Genomic DNA, 16,327 nt, shown 5'->3' with positions numbered 1-16,327 from the left:
ATCCAGTTCACATTTCTGTCGGAGACCATAAGGTGAACTTATGCTCGACGTCCGCAAACTGCGGCTGCTGCGGGAACTGTCGTATCGGGAAACCATCGCGGCCGTCGCGGAGGCCCTCGCGTACACGCCCTCGGCGGTGTCGCAGCAACTCGCTGCCCTGGAGCGGGAGGCGGGTGTGCCGCTGCTGACCCGCACCGGCCGCCGGGTGTCCCTCACCCCCGCCGCGCTGGCACTGGTCCAGCACACCGAGCGCATACTCGCGGTGCTCGAGCAGGCCACCGCCGAGCTGGCCACCACCCGCGCCGAATTGACCGGAACGCTGCGCATCGGAGCTTTCCCGACCGCGGTGCGAACCATCCTCTCCCCCGCGCTGGTCGCGCTGAGCAGCGCGCATCCCCGGCTGGAACTGCGCGTGACCGAACTCGATCCCGCGCTGGCGCCCGACGCGCTGCGCGCCGAGGTGCTCGATGTCGCGCTGATCCAGGAGTACGACTACGTGCCGGTCCCCGTAGATCCCGCGCTGCACAGCGAGCCGCTGTTCGAGGAGATCGTCTATCTCGCCGCGCGCGCCGCCGAGCCGCTCGCGGCACACCGCGAAAGCCGTTGGATCGCAAGCACTCCCGGCACGCTGTGCCACACGATGACGGTGCGCGCCTGCGAGGCGGCCGGATTCACGCCCAGGATCCGCCACCACGCCGACGACTTCGGCACGGTCCTCGCGCTCGTCGCCGCGGATCAGGGCGTCGCCTTGGTTCCCGAATTCGGCACGCGGGAATGCCCTGCCGGCGTCACGCTCGCCCCTCTGCCGATGCGTCGGCGGACTCACCTCGCCTATCGGCGCGGCACCGGAGACCATCCCGTGGTGCGCGCCGCTCGATCCGCCCTGCGTGAATCGGCGGAGCGGGCACCAGGCGGCTGAATCCTCAGCGCAGCCGGTATCTGCTGGTGGGCACCACGTCCAGATCCCGGTCGCCACCGAAGGTGGCGACGCTGGTCATCAGCCGGCCGACGCGGCGCGCCAGTTCCGCGCCGTCGCCACCGCTGCCGTAGAAGGCGTGCGGGTCGGTGAGCGCCTCGATCGGGAACAGCTCCTCGACGATGCCCGCGATGTCCGGCGCACCGGCCGTGGCGGGCCCGGTCACCAGATTCTGCACATAGCCGAACGTCGCCTGGGTCTCGATGGCGATCGCGGTGTGGTGGGTGCGCCAGCGGTCCAGCCACTCGGCGTGGGACAGATCGTCCGGCTTACGCAGGAAAGCGATGTTCGACAGGCCCGGCGCGCGCTCGAGCGCGGCGGTGACCGGCGGCGGAATCGGAGTCGCCTCCTCGACGTGCCAGCCGGCCACCCGCTCGGCCACGCCGCTCAACGCTCGCTCGGCCGCGTCCGGCCGCGGCGTCCCGTCCCACCAGATGCTGACGACGGCCCGCACCGGCTCGGCGAACGTCGTGATGCGCAACATCGCCGTCTCCACCGCCGCGTCCGAGATGTTCGCCTGCACCGCGGCGGCCCCTGGCAGTCGCTGCGCGAGATCCGCCGTGAGCAGGTCACGCACGCCCCACAGCGCATAGATCGTCTTCATCGACAGGCCACTTTCTAGAACACGTTTCACTCCCGGTCCGAGCCTAGCCCACCGGCGCGGTTGGCCGCGGCGGCCCGGGGTATCCGACCGTCAGTCTTTCGAAGGGGTGATCCGTGCGGACCATATCGACCGACATCCCGGCCAGGCTGGACCGGCTGCCCTGGTCGCGATGGCACTGGATGATCGTGATCGGACTCGGATCCGTCTGGATCCTCGACGGACTGGAAGTCACCGTCGTCGGCAGCGTGGCCGCCCGGCTGTCGGAACCGGGCAGCGGCCTGAGCATCACGGCGGCACAGGTTTCCGGCGTCGCCGCGGCCATGTACGTCGCGGGCGCCGGTGCCGGTGCGCTCTTCTTCGGTTGGCTGACCGACAGATTCGGCCGCAAGAAACTCTTCTTGATCACCCTCGCCGTGTACCTCTTCGCGACCGCGATGACCGCGCTGTCGTTCTCCATGTGGTGGTTCGTCTTCTTCCGGTTCCTCACCGGGTTCGGCATCGGGGGCGAGTACGCGGCGATCAATTCCGCCATCGACGAGCTGATTCCGAAGCAGTACCGCGGCCGCATCGACATCGTCATCAACGGCACCTACTGGCTCGGCGCCGTCGGCGGTGCGCTGCTGTCCATCGTCGCGCTCAACACCGATCTGTTCGCGCCGAACGTGGGCTGGCGCTTGACCTTCGCGCTCGGCGCCGTGTTCGGCCTGGTCATCCTGCTGGTGCGCAAGAACGTCCCGGAGAGTCCGCGCTGGCAGTTCATCCATGGTCACGAGGACGACGCGGAGCGCACCGTCACCGCGATCGAAGCGAGCGTCCGGGCCGAGAAGGGCACCTCGCTCGCGGACGTCTCCGATCAGCGGATCCAGATCCGGCAGCGCCGGACCATCTCCTTCCGCGAGATCGCGGCGGTGATGGTGCGGCGCTATCCACGCCGCGGCGTGCTCGGGTTGTCACTGTTCATCGGACAGGCATTCCTCTACAACGCCATCACGTTCAACTACGCGCTCATCCTGTCCAAATCCTTCGGCATCGCCGACGACCGGGTCGGCTATTACTTCGCGGTCCTCTGTTTCGGCAACTTCCTCGGTCCGCTCCTGCTCGGCAAGCTGTTCGACACGATCGGGCGCAAGCCGATGATCGCGGGCAGCTACCTGGGTTCGGCCGTGCTGTTGCTGGGCACCGCATGGCTTTTCGCGGGCGGCCACCTGACCGCGACGACCCTCACCGCCTGCTGGACCGCCGTGCTGTTCGTCGCGTCGTGCGGCGCCAGCGCGGCCTACTTGACCGTCAGCGAGATCTTTCCGATGGAGACCCGCGCCATGGCCATCGCCTTCTTCTACGCGATCGGGACCGTCGCGGGCGGCGTCGCGGGACCACTGGTGTTCGCCGAGCTGTCCTCCGAGGGCGATCCCGGGAAGACCGCCCTGGCGTTCACCATCGGCGCGCTCGCCATGTTCGCGGCCGGGCTGGTGGAACTGGCCTACGGCGTGCGGGCCGAAGGACGATCGCTGGAGGAGCTGGCCGAGCCGCTCAGCGCGACGCATGCGGCCGGTCCCGTCGATGCCGGTCAGCGGCCCAGCGGGTAGGGACGGCACTGCGCCGTGTCGGCGGCGGTAGCTCGGCCGCAGCCGTAGACCATCACAGGTTCGGCGTTGGTCGAGGGATCCCAGATCTGCTCCACACTGAGCATGCCCACCCATTTGTCGTGCGCCACCCGGCCCGCGTGGGCGCCCTGACTGACCGAGAAGTCCAGCACGCCACTGCTGGACTCGATCACCGGATGCCGGGGCAGGTCACGCAGTGCCGCCCACACCGCGGCGGCGCTGATCGGGATCGGTTCGGTCCAGACGCCGGAGACGGCCGGGGCCAGCGCCTGCACGGCGCGCACGAACAATCCGACCGCGTCGTAGGTCAACGCGACCCGCTCCCCCAGCGGATGCAACTGGACCCGCTCACCCATCGGTTTGTCCGCTTCGGCGCAGGCATTCCAGCTCGGGATATCCGGATCGACGGTGGTGGCGAGATGGTAGAACTCGACCCGGCTGCGGAATCCCTGCCCTTTGTTGCGGCAGGTCACCAGGCTCGCCTTGGCCACGTAGACCAGCGGACGCGCGCTGTTGGCCGCCCGGCGCCGGTCCACGCTGGCCATGAACCGGTTGACCGAATCGTCCGCGATCAACATCACCCGCTGGTCGCCGCACGCTTTGTTGAGGCTCTGCAGGAAGTCGGGGAACTCCGAGTCCCGGCCGGCGAAGAACAGCACCTCGTCGCAGGCGTCGGTGCCGCCCTGCCCGGTGAAGGCCTCGCGCAGGTCCCAGGAGCCCTCCCAGATCTCCCGCCCGTCGCCGGCGAGGACGTGCAGGTCCGCGGCCATGTTCTTGGTGTAGAGGTCGGTCGGGTCGGGCCGGTGGTAGATCCGTACGCCGCGCCCGGCCATTCCGGGGAGGGAGTTCAGGTACTGCTTGATCATGTCGGCGATCGCGTAGTTCGGCGGGGCGATCTGGAAGTACAGCGGGGAGGACCGCACCATCTCGTCGGCCGACAGGCTGGGCGCCACCATCGGTATGCCGAGCCCGGTCAACGCGTTGATCATGCTCAGCGTCGCGGTCCGGCTCTGATCGAGTCCGATCGCCCCGACGATGCTCGGATCGGCGCGGATGAGCGGCGTCAACAGTTCGATGACCTCCGGACCCTGCAGGTTGGCCGGACCGGTGTTGGCGAGCAGCAGCCGGATCAGCGGGACCGTGTCGGGGGTGACGGCGTCGGACAACGCGACCGATTCGAGCGCGTTGTACTGCGCCAGCGCCAAACCCTCGATGTCCTCGCTCTGCGCGGGGTAATCACCCGGAACGCCGGTGAGCTGGCCGAAATAGACCAGCGTGAACAGCGGCCGCGCCGGTTGCTCGCGGGCCAGCTGTTCGGCCAGCAGATTCTGCTTGTACACCCGACGCTGCACCTCCACCAGGCGGCGACTGCCCGGCTCGTCGCTCGCGAAGAGGAAGCCGTTGCCACCGGTAGCGGGATCGTCCGGATCATAGGCACTGAAACCGACGCAGTTTCCGTCCGGACCGGGGACAACCCGCACCCACTGGACACCCGCTCCGGTGGCGCATGGGGGGTCACCCGCACCCCGCGGTCGCCATACCACGAACCCGGTTGCGGTCACCGCCAACGCGATCACCAGAAGCACCGCACCTGCCGACACCGCCCGCCGGGCCCACCACGGCGGCGCGGGTACCGGAATCACACGGAACGGGTCCGGCTCGTCGTCGTGCGGACCGGTCGCGGGTATCGAGAACCACAGCTGCCAGGCTCGGGGCCGTTGGCGCTGCCGCCCGACGGGCAACTCGTCCTTCCAGACCTCGTACAGCCTCCGCACCCGGTACACCGGCCGCGCGGTGACGTCGGCCGGCGGCGTGTGGGTGCCGGTCACCAGCAGCAGCGGATCGTCCTTGCCGGTCTCGTTGCGGACGTCGTTGACCAGATCCAGCAGCCGGGGACCGGCGTCACCGGCGAGCGCGCGCAGGATCACGACCGGATAGGTGGTGCGCCGTGCCGCGCTGATGCGCCACCACCGGCGCCGGTAGGCCACCCGCAGATCTTCCAGGAAGGCGTGCACCAGAAGCTTGGCCAGATGCTCGGCGTGCTCGTGGCGGCGGGCGCCCTCGGTGAGACGGTGTGCGAATCCGACGAACTGGCTGGACTGTTCCGGCGCCAGATACTGCTGGCGCATGAACCACCGGAACTCCCGGCCCACGCCCGGAATCCGGCCACCGGTGCGCGCCCGGAACACCGCCGGGGGCAGCACGATACGCAACAGGCCCAACAGTATTCGCTGGATGGGGCCCACTGTGGCCTGGGCTTCGCCGAGCAACTCCTCGCCCCATCGGCCGAAGTCCTTGCGCAACAGCGACGCCAGTTCGTCGAGCTCGTTGTCCGAGCTGAGCTTGCGCGCCATCAACCATTCCGCCAACCGGTAGCGCCGGAAAGGCAAGGGGCGCAGGCGCCCGAAGCGGTCGGCGGCCAATCCTTTGCACAGGTTGTAGAGCAGTTGGCGCAATGCGGTCAGGCCCGGCGTGTTGTCCTCGACCAGAGAGCTGTCCTCGGGCAAGGGGTCGAGAGCGTCCACGTCCACGGACACGTGCACCGCGCCGCGGAGCGCCGCGCCGAACATGTCCAAGCAGACTTCGACATTGGTCGGGTCACCGCACAGACCCACCATCGGGAGCATCCGCTCCCCTCGCCGCGGCCGCGGTACCAGCCAGCGCAGCAGATCTTCGAGCACATCGACTCCCCGAAAGGAGACAGCTCTGGTGCCGGACATGACGCCCCCGTGTCCTCCGCCGAATATGACCACCCATTGAAGCAGACTCCGAACTCGCGGGCACCACGGCTGACGGGCGGGTGCCGATTACCGGTTCCGGCGCGGACAAGCGGGCACACCGTACGATCCGACACGCCGGAGAAGCCCCGAAATTCGCGGGGCGGCACGACAGTTCGGTCGCGTCGCATTTCGACGCGGAACGCGGATCGAACGCCGGTTTCCGAACGGCGGATTCACGCGCGGCATCGAAACACAGATGCCCGCGGAGGAAATTTCGACGAGGCGCCAGGGAACAGCAGGGGCGCGAATTACGCGCGGCGAAACGAAGCCGAACGTCGATCATCCGCCGACGTTCGGCGCCCACCTTCCGCACGTCGTAGTGGTCGGGGGAACCGCGGGGGGCCGGTCAGTTGTGGCGCGGATTCGCGGTCGGTGTGGGCTGCCGGGTGATCCGGCGGTGGGCCATGACTTCGGCCCACCAGCCACTCAGCGGGCTGGGGTCGGGCCAGATGATCCGATCTCGTTCTTCGTCGTCCACGACGGGCGCTTCGGGCTTCTCGCTCACGATGACATTCCTCTGCGCTGGTGCACGTAGGTCGTGCACATGCTTGCGGAGAGCCCTCGTGTTCGAGCGGCGCCGGTAGTTCACGACAGAGCGCTTCGAATCGGCTGAACATCGAGCAGCGCGGGTTCCTCGCCCCTTTTATCGGCCGACCGCGCTGTCGGTCCGATACATCCAACGTTTACCACAGCTCACGTGTAACAAACCGCTCTTTTCGGTTCACGATCTGATCACCAAGCGGTCGCTTGGTCAGAATTGCGGCCGCTGAGCTGTGGAAATAGCGGCTCCCCCGACTTTATTGCATGAAACCGAAAAAGGACGACTTCGGCCCCCGGCGGCTCGCAGCGGCGGTGTCGGTTCCGCCGAAGCACCGGCATCGGCCGTCCCACCGCCGAAGTGACCGCAATCGGCATTCCCCGGAAGCGGTCGCCACCCGGTGCGGCCCGATCCGATCGGTAGCCCACCGATGACCGCACGAAAACCTCTCGCGCACAATCGGTACGGCGTTGCGGTTGCGGGCCGGGACACACAGCGCGAAGATCGGCGGCGGCTCGATTCGCCGGTTGTGCGCGGGCTGATTCGGCGCGAGACACCCGGGTACCCGCTCACCATGGTTCGCCGAACCGAAGCTGTCGGCACACGCGAGGAAGTCACCCGGGCGTCGAGGCCCACCGCCGGGTCGTCGCCCGATGTTCGCCGAGGCCCGTCGGCGCGGGCGGCCACGGCCGGGGAAACCAGGTGATACCGATGGCCGACCTCCAGCGGATCATTCGAAAGCACGGCCCCTTCGCATCGGTCTGTTTCGACAGTTCGCACGACACCGAAGACGCGGCAGGCCGATCCGAGCTGCGTTGGCGCTCGATCGACGCCGAACTGGACCGCAGCGGGGCCAGACCACGTATCCGGCGGCTGCTGGCCCAGGCGATCGAACTGCACCCACCGCCGCGCGGGCGGTGCGGCAGGATGCTCATCGCCGACGAGACCGAGGTGCTCGCCGACGAACGCCTGCCGAGACCGCCGGACATCGAAACCGTCCGGGTCTCCCCGCTGCCGTATCTGCTGCCGCTGATCGAGCTGCAAGGCGAGCAGATACCGCACGTCATCGCGCTCGTGGACCGCGTGGGCTCGGAACTGTACTCGCTCGACAAACGCAACGAGGACGAGGAATTCCTCCGGACCGCTGGCCCTCCGATGCCCGATATCCAGCGCGACGACTGGTCTCATCGCACGATCCGGCAGCGGACCGTGGACAGCACGCGACGGAACATCCGGGAATTCGCGCAGGAACTCGACCGGCTCGCCGACACCGTGCACGCGCAAGTCGTCGTGCTCGCCGGAGAAGCCCGGGCTCGATCGGAACTGCGTGCGGAGTTCGACGCGAAGGGCCGGGATGTCGTCGAGGCCGAATCCGGCACACTGACGCCGGGTTCGGATCCGAAGGCGCTCGACGCGGAGGTGCGCGAGATCCTGCACCGCGTGGTGGGGCAGCGACGGCGACGGGTGCTCGATCGCTTCGCCGCCGAGATCGAGCGTCCGGACGGGCCTGCGGTGGCCGGGCTGGCCGCGACCACGACGGCATTGCGCGCCGCCACCGTGGAGCGGCTACTGCTCGACCGCGCCGTACTGGGCGACCGCTTGATCCTGGCCGGGACCGCTCCGAGCCCACTGCTCGGGCCTGCTGCCGGCGGCACGACCGGTGAGATGCGCCGCGCCGACGAAGCGCTGCCGGTGGCCGCCTTGGCGATCGGGGCCCAGGTCACCCTGGTCGACGCGGTCGCAGCCCTGCGTGACGGTGTCGGCGCTCTGCTGCGGCGCCGCTAGGCCGAACCCGAGCCGCGGCAGCGACCCTCACGACGCGGGACGCGCTCGTGCAGCGTCAGCAGCATGTGGTCGAAAGCGGTCTGCACCGCAGGCGGAGCCGGGGGCAAGCGGTCGATTTCGGCGATGAGCTGCGCGGCCAGGTCGCGCAGTTTGACGTTGGTCTCCTGCGACCGCCACTGCAGGACGTGGAATGCCTGGTCGGCGTTGATCCGGTAGATCCGCATCAGCACGCCTTTGGCCTGCTCGATCACCGCGCGCGCCTCGAAGAGTTTGGGCAGCGTGCCGTCGAGCAGGTCCCGGCGTTCCTCGGCGATGGTGGCCGTCAGGTCGATGTAGTAGCCCGCGGTGCCGACGACGGTGCCGCTCTTGTCGATCATCGTGTCGCCCAGCACGATGACGTGGTGCGCGCCCCCCGCCGTGTCGATGATGCGGTGACGGCTGCAGAACGGTTCGGCGTTGCGGACCGACTTCTCGATCGCCTCGGCGACATGCTCCCGGTCCTCGGGGTGTTTGTGCGCGAGCAGCAATTCCGTCGTAGGCGTCACCGTGTCGGGCGCGTAGCCGTGCATCGCGGCGACCTCGTCCGACCACTCCCACCGCCGATCGGTGAACCAGAAACGGAAGCTTCCCGTGGTCTGCGGCGTCCCGGCGCCCACCACCCGGGCTACCGCCCCCTCGGCCGTATCCACGATTCGGTCGCCCGATTCGTCCATCGCGTCAGTATGCTCCTACCTGCGGTTTTTCACCGCGGAACCAGCGGATCGAAGCAACTCCCGGACCGCTGTCCCCACCGGCGACCACACCATCTCCCTACCGCCGCAGCGAGTTCCCGAACCGCCCGAGCACGCTCGACGTCAGCGGAAAGCCCTCATGAACCACGCCCGTGACGACAGCGATTCTCACCACGCCGGCTGAAGGTCCTCGGCGTCGATCTCGCTGACGGCCACCGCGGCGCGGGCCGCCGCCCCTTGGGTATGCCACCAGCGCCACCGATCCGGATCCAGCTCACCCGCCCGCGCGAGCAGCCCGGGCCAGTCGTCGAGGTCCGGCCAGCGGTCCAGAGTGAGCGCCATGCCCGCGGCGGCCAGTGCGCGCCCGGTCGCCCGCTGCTCGCCGAACGGGCGGGCCGCCGGGATCAGGACGGCCGGTTTGCCCGCGGCGGCGATGTCGGCGACCGCGCCCTGGCCGGCGTGCGAGACGATCACGTCGGCTTCGCACAACTGCGGCCACGGGTCGTCCACCCAGTCACCCGAACCGAGACTGCGCCAGCGGTATCGGCTGTGGCGCGCAGCGCAGGCACGGACCATCGCCGCGGTGGACGGCACGCCGCCCGTTCCCCCGAGCACCAGGACCACCGGGCGCTGATCCGCTCGGTCGGTCGGGACGGGCGCGCGCCCGGCGAAGCGGGTGATGCCGCCGACATAGTGCGTCTTGTCCGCGTACGGGTGCAGCCACCACGGGTCGTACAGTCCCCGTGGCCACGCGGCGATCAACCGATCGGCGACCCGGTGGACCATTCGGTGCGCCGGATCCGCCCGGGTACCGGGCAGCACCATCGCGACGACGGGCACGCCGTGCAGCCGGGCCAGCAGCGCGATCTCCGCCGACCCGTCGACCACCATGGCGTCCGGACGCGCGCGGGCGATCCAGGCGGCGACCGCAGCCATCCGCTCGGCGAGGCCGCGATCGTGGCGCGGCGCCCAGTGCAACGTCCCGCCCGCGGTGGGATCCTCGACGATCGGCGCTCGATCGTCGGCGGGCAAGCTCACCGTGTCGTCGAAACCCCCGTGGTCGGCCAACGACAACGACGACAGTGCGACGACGGGTCGAGCGATGTGCGCGCGAACGCATTGCGCTCGGAGCAGATGCCCACAGCCGTGGTGGTGGATGTAGTAGCCGATCATGCGGCCCCCTGATGAGCTACGAGCGAGTTACACGGCTCGCCGTGGTCCGGCTCGCGAGTGGTGCACCGGTCCCGGTATCCCGCCGCGACAGCGCTCAGTCCGCCGAGTTCGCGAGCGACCTTTCGGATACCGATAGGTCTGATAACCATGGCATCGGGCCTTTCAGGACTGAGGGGGCGACGTGGCGGTGCTACCCGCATCGCCAGCTGGCAAACATTCAGCAATCTCACGAAGCGGCCCGGCGCGAAGCGGTCAACTGACCAGTTGAGGCGCCCGCTATGGCCCGCAGACTTGCCTGGGACCCGCCTTCATCCTGGGCCCGCACCAGCCACCCATCCGGCCGCAACCAGACGTGGGGCGCGCGAGGACGGATAGGCTGACGATGTGCCGGGGCAGGTGGAGTCTGCCCCGGCACACCCGCACCGGCGTTATTCAGCGTGCGCCAAGGCCACTCGCTGCTTCTCGTTGTCGATATCGAGGATGCGCACCGTCAGCGTGGCGCCGATCCGCGGCTCGGTGGACCACTCGGTCTTGTGCAGCAATCCGTGCACGCCGGGAGCGACCTCCAGGAACGCGCCGAACGGCACGATCTCTACGACGGTCGCCTCGAGCACTCCGCCCTGAGCGTGTGCGGAGACGAAGTCCGGCCATCCGCTCGTCTGTGGCGTTTCCGCATGGGACATGTAATCACCTCCTTCCGATGTCCCTGTAGTACTCGGGATTTCGTGAAGAAGGCGGGCGGGCCCCTGGCCCGCCGGATGATCACCGCGCGGCCGGGTAACCGTTCTGTGTACGGCGCGTCGCCGACCCGGCAGTCATGCCGACGACCTTAGCCCAGCGCATCGAGCACAGCAATACCCGCTCCGCGCCGAACGCCGAAAAGAACCGCAGTGAAACGCTTTTCATGCCGGGCACCTATTCGCCGAAGCGCAGCGTCACCTCGGCCGAAACAGGAGTCGCGCGACATGCCAGCACCTGACCTCGGGCGATCTCCTGCTCGGTGAGGGCCGAGAGCGGGTCGGGGTCCATGGTGACCAGCCCGGATTCGACTGTCGCCAGGCAGGTTCCACACGAGCCGCCGAGACAGGAGTAGGGCAGGTCCGCCCGATGACGTAGCGCCGCCTCCAGGATGGCCGGGCCCCGCGCCATTTCGAACAGCAGGTCTTCGCCGTGCCCGGTGAGGGTCACACGGCTGGTCGGAGCGTTGGCCACCGGCGCGGACAGCACGGGAGCATCCGTCTCGAACAGCTCGAGCATGATCCGGGACTTCTCCACGCCACGCCGCCCCAGAGCCGAGACCACCGCTGCGACCAGCTCTTTCTGACCGCACAGGAACCATTGGTCGGCGTCCTGCTCGGCGATCTCGGCCGCCGCCACGCGTCCGTGGCGGTAGGCCACGCCCGCGCCGTCCCGGGGCATCGCCGGCGGTCGCTGCCGGGACAGGTGGTGGATGACGCGCAGCCTGCCCGCGAAACGGTCCGCGAGCGCTGCGAGTTGATCGGCCAGCATGACGTGTTCGCTGTCCCGGCTGCCGTAATGCAGGGTGAACGTGCTGTCCGGCTCGGTTTCGAGAGTGGTGGCGATGATCGATGCGATCGGCGTGATGCCGCTGCCCGCCGCCACCGCGGCGTAGGTGCGCGCACGTTCGGGATCCAGCTCCGGCGTGAACCTGCCCGCGGGCTCGGACACATGCAAGGCCGTCCCGACGGTCAGACGGTCGAGGGCGTAGCCGGAGAACGCTCCGCCCGACCGTCGCTTGACCCCGATCCGCACCCTGCCGGAACCCGCGGCGTCACACAGCGAATAGCTACGCCGGATCTGCTGTCCCGCATGTGTCCCCCGCACGACGAGATGCTGGCCTGCCGCGAAGGCATACCGACCGGCGAGCTGCGCGGGAACGTCGAATTCGACCAGGACGCTGTCGGCGCCGGCGGGGACGATCGATCGCACCGCCAGCCGGTGGAAACCCCGCGCGGGTCCCTGGGGAATCGGGTCGAACTCCTCCGTGCCGACCGACTCGGCCGCCAACTGTCCGAGCTCACGCAGTTTTTCCACCCCGGCCGCCGCCGAACCCCTTGCCGCGCGGACCACGAGGGCTGGATTCAGCACGGCCCCCGGACTGTCCAGGAGCCCGGCGATGCGTGCGATCTGCCGCGCCACCACCGCATCCTGTGCACCGACGGCCATGGCCAGCCTCGCCAGCACACCGAGCGCCCGCATCCGGACCCGCCCTCCGGCATCCACGTGGGGCATGGCCGAGTCGAACAGTTTCGTGATCATCCACGCGTCGTCGATCGCGCGGGCGGCGGCGCGGAAGAAGCGAGGGGCCAGATCGTCGTCCCCCTGCGCGAGCACGCGGCGCAACGCCACGGCCTGCAGCGCGGAGACGGTCATGCCCTGGCCGAATGCCGGGCTGAAACTGCAGACCGCGTCACCGAGGACCAGCAACCCCAGCGGAAACCGGGACAGCCGCTCGTAGCGTCGGCGCTGGTTGGCCGGATACCGGTAGGTGCTGATCCCGGTGAGCGGTTCGGCGTCGAGCAGCGCCTCGCGCACGTCCGGCGGCGCCACCGAAGCGGCGAACCGCCAGAAGCCCTCGGAATCGGTCGGCGGGTGGTCTTTTCCGTAGCCGATCAAGGTGAGGATGTGCGTTCCGCCCTCCACCGCGAACAGCGCCAGACCTCGCGCGGGATTCTGATTCGCGATCACGATCTCCCTGTCGCCGCTCAGAGCGCCCACCGGAAGCCGCACATAACGGCTCGCGTACATCATGTCGATCCGCACCCCCTCCTCGGCCGGGCGTTCGTAGCCCAGAGCGGCGAGCCAGTCGCCAACCGGACCGTGCCGCCCCAGGCAGCTCACCACCAGATCGGCGCGGACCTCGCGCGCCACCGTGGCGTCCTCCGGCATGATCCGCACCCCGGTGACCCGCGTTCGGTCCGCGTCGACGAGCAGTCCCACGGCGGCACGGCGGTCGGCCAGTTCGACGTTCGGCAGCGTGCGGACCCGGTTGCGCACGCGCCATTCCAGGAACGGGCGACTGGCCTGCAGAAGCGAGTAGCCACCGTCGGATCGCCGGAGCGTGTGCCCGGCGACGGTCATCCGCATCTGCGTCAACGACCGGCACTCCATGGCGCCGTCGGCCAGCAACTCGTCCGTGATGCCGGGGAACAGCTCCTCCATGACTTGCTTGCCACGCGCGAGCAGTGCGTGCACGTGCCTGCCCTGCGGCACCCCGCGCCGGTCACCCGGCGTGGACAGATCGTCTCGCTCGATTACGGTGACCTGCTCGAAGCTGTCGCTGAGGATCCGCGCCGCGAGGAGTCCTCCCATGCTCGCGCCCAGCACCACCGCGTGCCCGCGGCGGGTGATCGCTCGCTCGGTAATCGTCATCGCTGCCCTCCGGCGTCGTCGTCCACGGACTCCGCAGTCCCGGTCGGACATGCTCGGCCGAGTCGCGACGAGAACTGAGATATTTGGCTACGTTAGTCTCAGCTATCGAACATCCGCAACGACGGATGCCGCCCAGGGAGGTAGAAATGGCCATGACTTCCTCCACCCGGTCGTCGGAAACGCTGCTCGACGCGGCGGTCGCACTGATCGCAGCGAGCGGACTCGACAACCTGACGCTGAGCGCGGTGGCCGAGCGCGCGGGCGTCTCGCGCGCCACCGCCTACCGCGAGTTCGGCGACAAGGACGGCCTGATCTCCGCCGTGGGCCGCAGCGAGATCGGGCGAATGGCAGCAGCCGCCTACCAGGAGATAGACGTCTTCGCACCCGCCGCGGAGATGGCCCGCGCCTGCACCCTCTTCGCACTGCGTTACCTGCGAAAACACGCTGCATTCAGCTACATTCGCCGCCATGAGCCTGCCCGGCTCCTCGACGTCGCCATCACCCACGGCGACTCGGAACTCAACCTGGTCGAGACCGTCGCGGCCATCGCGGCGCCCGTGATCGCGGCTCGCGACGACTCGACACTCAGGTTGTCGCCGGCCCAGGCGGCCGAAGTCGTCGTTCGCACCGTGCTCTCGCATGCGCTCATCGAGCGCAGCGAGCTCACCGACGAGCAGATAGCCGACACAGTAGCGCGGGCGATCACCCGGTAGCGCGACGGCCGCCGCCTGCACGCAGCCAGAGACTGAGACGAACTGAGCAGACAGTTCCACTTTCTCCAGGCCTCGTCCGCCCGCTCGACAACGATCCTCCGCGGCGCCGGTTCATCGCGGGTTCAACGCGCGAGTTCGGACCAGAACGCACAGTCGTGCCGGGTGGCGAAGTCGTCGGTCATGTAGCTTCCGGTCGCCCGCATGACCAGCGCGGGCCCGTCGGAGCTGTGCCCGGTCGGCTCCGGCCAGGCCCACCATTCGGGGGAACCCGGAGCGTTCGGGTCACCGGTATGGGCGAAGGTGGTCCACCATCGTTGCATTTGCGCGGCGAAAGCGGCGGACGCACCGGTCCAGGGAATCGGCACGCCCATGAATCTGGTGAACAGATACAACAGCTCGGCGGAGTGAAAGGCGCCGGGCAGAACAGGATTGGCGTCACCGAGTGGCGCCTGATCGAATTCGTACTGCCACAGCGGATGCCCGGCATCGCGCGCCGTTCGGCTGGTGGCCAGCGTGGGACAGGCGAGCCCACTGTCGGTGATCACCGCGATCTGGGCAGCCGCCGGGGAGGGGTATCGGTCGAGCGGATATCGGGCCAGGACTCGATCGGCGTGGACGCCGAAAGATTGGCGCACGTAACGTTCGTAGCTTTCCGCGTCCGGGACGTGGCCGAGGGCATAGTCGGTTTCGGCGACCATCAGCGCACCTTCCCCGCTGGTGGTCCCGACGATGATCGGCGTCTTCCGTGCGTCCCCCACCAGGCCCTCGTCCAGTGTCCGCGTGATGACGACGCCGTCGATGCTGGGCGTCCAGATCGGAGTTCGCCCGTCGGATTGGACGCTCGACGCGTCCAGGAGCGTCGCTACGGGCAGTGCGCGCAGGCAGGCCAGCCGGGTCGCGGCATCGCCGCATCCGACGCTGTCGGCGTAGCGCTGCGAGCGCGCGAAAGCGGCGTCACGATCGCCGGGGGCCAGGGGCGCTTGTGCGCAGGGACCGCTCTGGATGATCGCCTTGGCGAACAGAGCGTCGGAGCCGGGTGCGGCGAAGTGTGTGCAGACACTCACGCCGCCGGCCGACTCGCCGAAGATCGTGACATTGCCCGGATCGCCACCGAAGGCGTGCGCGTTGTCGCGCACCCACCGCAGCGCGGCTTGCTGGTCCTGGATGCCGACCGTTCCGGTGGCGCCGCCGGATTCGGCCGACAGTTCCGGGAGCGACATGAAGCCGAACGGTCCGAGGCGGTAGTTGGGGATGGCCACGACGACGTCGCCGTCGGCGGCCATCCGGGTGGGCCCGTCGTATTCGGTGTTGGAGCCGCTGAGATACCCGCCGCCGTGGAAGAACACCATGACGGGCAGCGGGCGGTCGCGGGCACGGTCCGGCGCGTACACGTCGATGGTCAGGCAATCCTCGCTGGTGGGTCCGAGCGGCGGTAGGCCGGGCAGATATCCGTTCTGCGGACACTGCGGTCCGTGGTCGCGCGCAGGGCGCACGCCGGGCCACGGCGGTACGGGGCGCGGCGGCGCGAACCGCGCTTCGCCCCCGGTGGGTGCGGCGAACGGGATGCCGAAGTATTCGACGACTCCGTCGGCGGCGCGGCCGGAGATCTCGCCGCCGGTCACGAACACCGCAGGCGGCGCCGCCCCGACCACGGGCGCCGGAGTACCCGCGAACCACAAACCGGTGGCGACCGTCAGAGCGGTCGCGGTTCGCACGAGCGAGCGAATCATGGCTGTCCACTACCTCCGATGCGGTCGCTACGGTCGACGGCGCGAAGGCTTACGGCCTCGTCCGCCGCGGTAGCCGACAGCGATCGGCACGGGCGTGGGCCACTATCGAGTAAGAGGCCGAAAGTCGCACATGAAACGAGCCCGATCACCGCTCGAACCCTCACCCGGCGAATCACCCGCGGCCTGTACGAAAGATCCGGTCGAACACGCTCCTACGCAGGGCTCCGACCCACCGACGGCCTGCCGCAACCCGCCCTCATCGGCGACCGGCCCAGCGGCACCGCGAGCGGCCCGAACTGG

At 69.1% G+C, this 16,327-nt stretch carries 12 protein-coding genes; 4 read left to right on the top strand and 8 right to left on the bottom strand.

The window, feature by feature from the left end:
• The first annotated feature begins 40 nt into the window (after positions 1-40).
• Positions 41-919 (top strand): LysR family transcriptional regulator, encoded by an 879-nt coding sequence (locus ON19_RS37445; RefSeq protein ID WP_043704199.1) that lies wholly within the window; start codon positions 41-43, stop codon positions 917-919.
• Between the two features lie 4 nt (positions 920-923).
• Here ON19_RS37445 and ON19_RS37440 read toward each other — a convergent pair whose 3' ends face one another.
• Entirely contained in the window at positions 924-1,580 is a 657-nt protein-coding gene (locus ON19_RS37440) for an EthD domain-containing protein (protein ID WP_043704195.1), read from the bottom strand.
• Positions 1,581-1,693: 113 nt separating this feature from the next.
• On the opposite strand from ON19_RS37440, the gene ON19_RS37435 reads away from it, so the two are divergent.
• The gene (locus tag ON19_RS37435; RefSeq protein WP_043704191.1) at positions 1,694-3,166 is read left to right on the top strand and encodes an MFS transporter; all 1,473 of its coding nucleotides are present in this window, start codon (positions 1,694-1,696) and stop codon (positions 3,164-3,166) included.
• Here the strand turns inward: ON19_RS37435 and ON19_RS37430 are convergent.
• Both ON19_RS37430 and ON19_RS37425 read right to left on the bottom strand, forming a co-directional pair.
• Positions 3,148-5,865 carry a hypothetical protein gene (locus ON19_RS37430; protein ID WP_043704189.1) on the bottom strand — a complete coding sequence of 906 codons (2,718 nt, stop codon included), beginning with the start codon at positions 5,863-5,865 and terminating at the stop codon, positions 3,148-3,150. The two genes, ON19_RS37435 and ON19_RS37430, sit on opposite strands and share 19 nt — an antisense overlap.
• A 445-nt stretch (positions 5,866-6,310) precedes the next feature.
• Complete coding sequence (locus ON19_RS37425) at positions 6,311-6,469, bottom strand: hypothetical protein (protein WP_157230073.1); 159 nt, start codon at positions 6,467-6,469, stop codon at positions 6,311-6,313.
• 744 nt (positions 6,470-7,213) lie between these two features.
• Between ON19_RS37425 and ON19_RS37420 the strand changes: the two genes are divergently transcribed.
• The gene (locus tag ON19_RS37420; RefSeq protein WP_043704183.1) at positions 7,214-8,287 is read left to right on the top strand and encodes a baeRF2 domain-containing protein; all 1,074 of its coding nucleotides are present in this window, start codon (positions 7,214-7,216) and stop codon (positions 8,285-8,287) included.
• Here the strand turns inward: ON19_RS37420 and ON19_RS37415 are convergent.
• From ON19_RS37415 to ON19_RS39610, 4 genes are all read right to left on the bottom strand, one after another.
• The gene (locus ON19_RS37415; protein ID WP_051169755.1) at positions 8,284-9,000 is read right to left on the bottom strand and encodes a PAS and ANTAR domain-containing protein; all 717 of its coding nucleotides are present in this window, start codon (positions 8,998-9,000) and stop codon (positions 8,284-8,286) included. The genes ON19_RS37420 and ON19_RS37415 overlap by 4 nt on opposite strands.
• Before the next feature lie 186 nt (positions 9,001-9,186).
• Positions 9,187-10,191 (bottom strand): glycosyltransferase, encoded by a 1,005-nt coding sequence (locus ON19_RS37410; protein ID WP_043704181.1) that lies wholly within the window; start codon positions 10,189-10,191, stop codon positions 9,187-9,189.
• 428 nt (positions 10,192-10,619) lie between these two features.
• A complete protein-coding gene (locus ON19_RS37405) occupies positions 10,620-10,874 on the bottom strand; it encodes a S1 RNA-binding domain-containing protein (RefSeq protein WP_043704178.1) in 255 nt (84 codons plus the stop codon).
• A 232-nt stretch (positions 10,875-11,106) separates the two neighbouring features.
• Positions 11,107-13,584 carry a 2Fe-2S iron-sulfur cluster-binding protein gene (locus ON19_RS39610; RefSeq protein WP_051169754.1) on the bottom strand — a complete coding sequence of 826 codons (2,478 nt, stop codon included), beginning with the start codon at positions 13,582-13,584 and terminating at the stop codon, positions 11,107-11,109.
• Between the two features lie 146 nt (positions 13,585-13,730).
• On the opposite strand from ON19_RS39610, the gene ON19_RS37395 reads away from it, so the two are divergent.
• Positions 13,731-14,297, top strand: coding sequence for a TetR/AcrR family transcriptional regulator (locus ON19_RS37395; protein WP_227954888.1), 567 nt, complete (start codon positions 13,731-13,733; stop codon positions 14,295-14,297).
• A 122-nt stretch (positions 14,298-14,419) separates the two neighbouring features.
• Here the strand turns inward: ON19_RS37395 and ON19_RS37390 are convergent, their stop codons facing one another.
• Positions 14,420-16,027, bottom strand: coding sequence for a carboxylesterase/lipase family protein (locus ON19_RS37390; RefSeq protein ID WP_051169753.1), 1,608 nt, complete (start codon positions 16,025-16,027; stop codon positions 14,420-14,422).
• Positions 16,028-16,327: the final 300 nt, after the last annotated feature.

It is taken from the genome of Nocardia abscessus NBRC 100374 (genome assembly GCF_000308455.1).
Classification (GTDB): Bacteria; Actinomycetota; Actinomycetes; order Mycobacteriales; family Mycobacteriaceae; genus Nocardia; species Nocardia abscessus.
The sequence above is the reverse complement of the archived record's forward strand: the minus strand, read 5'-3'. Positions and strand labels throughout refer to the sequence as shown.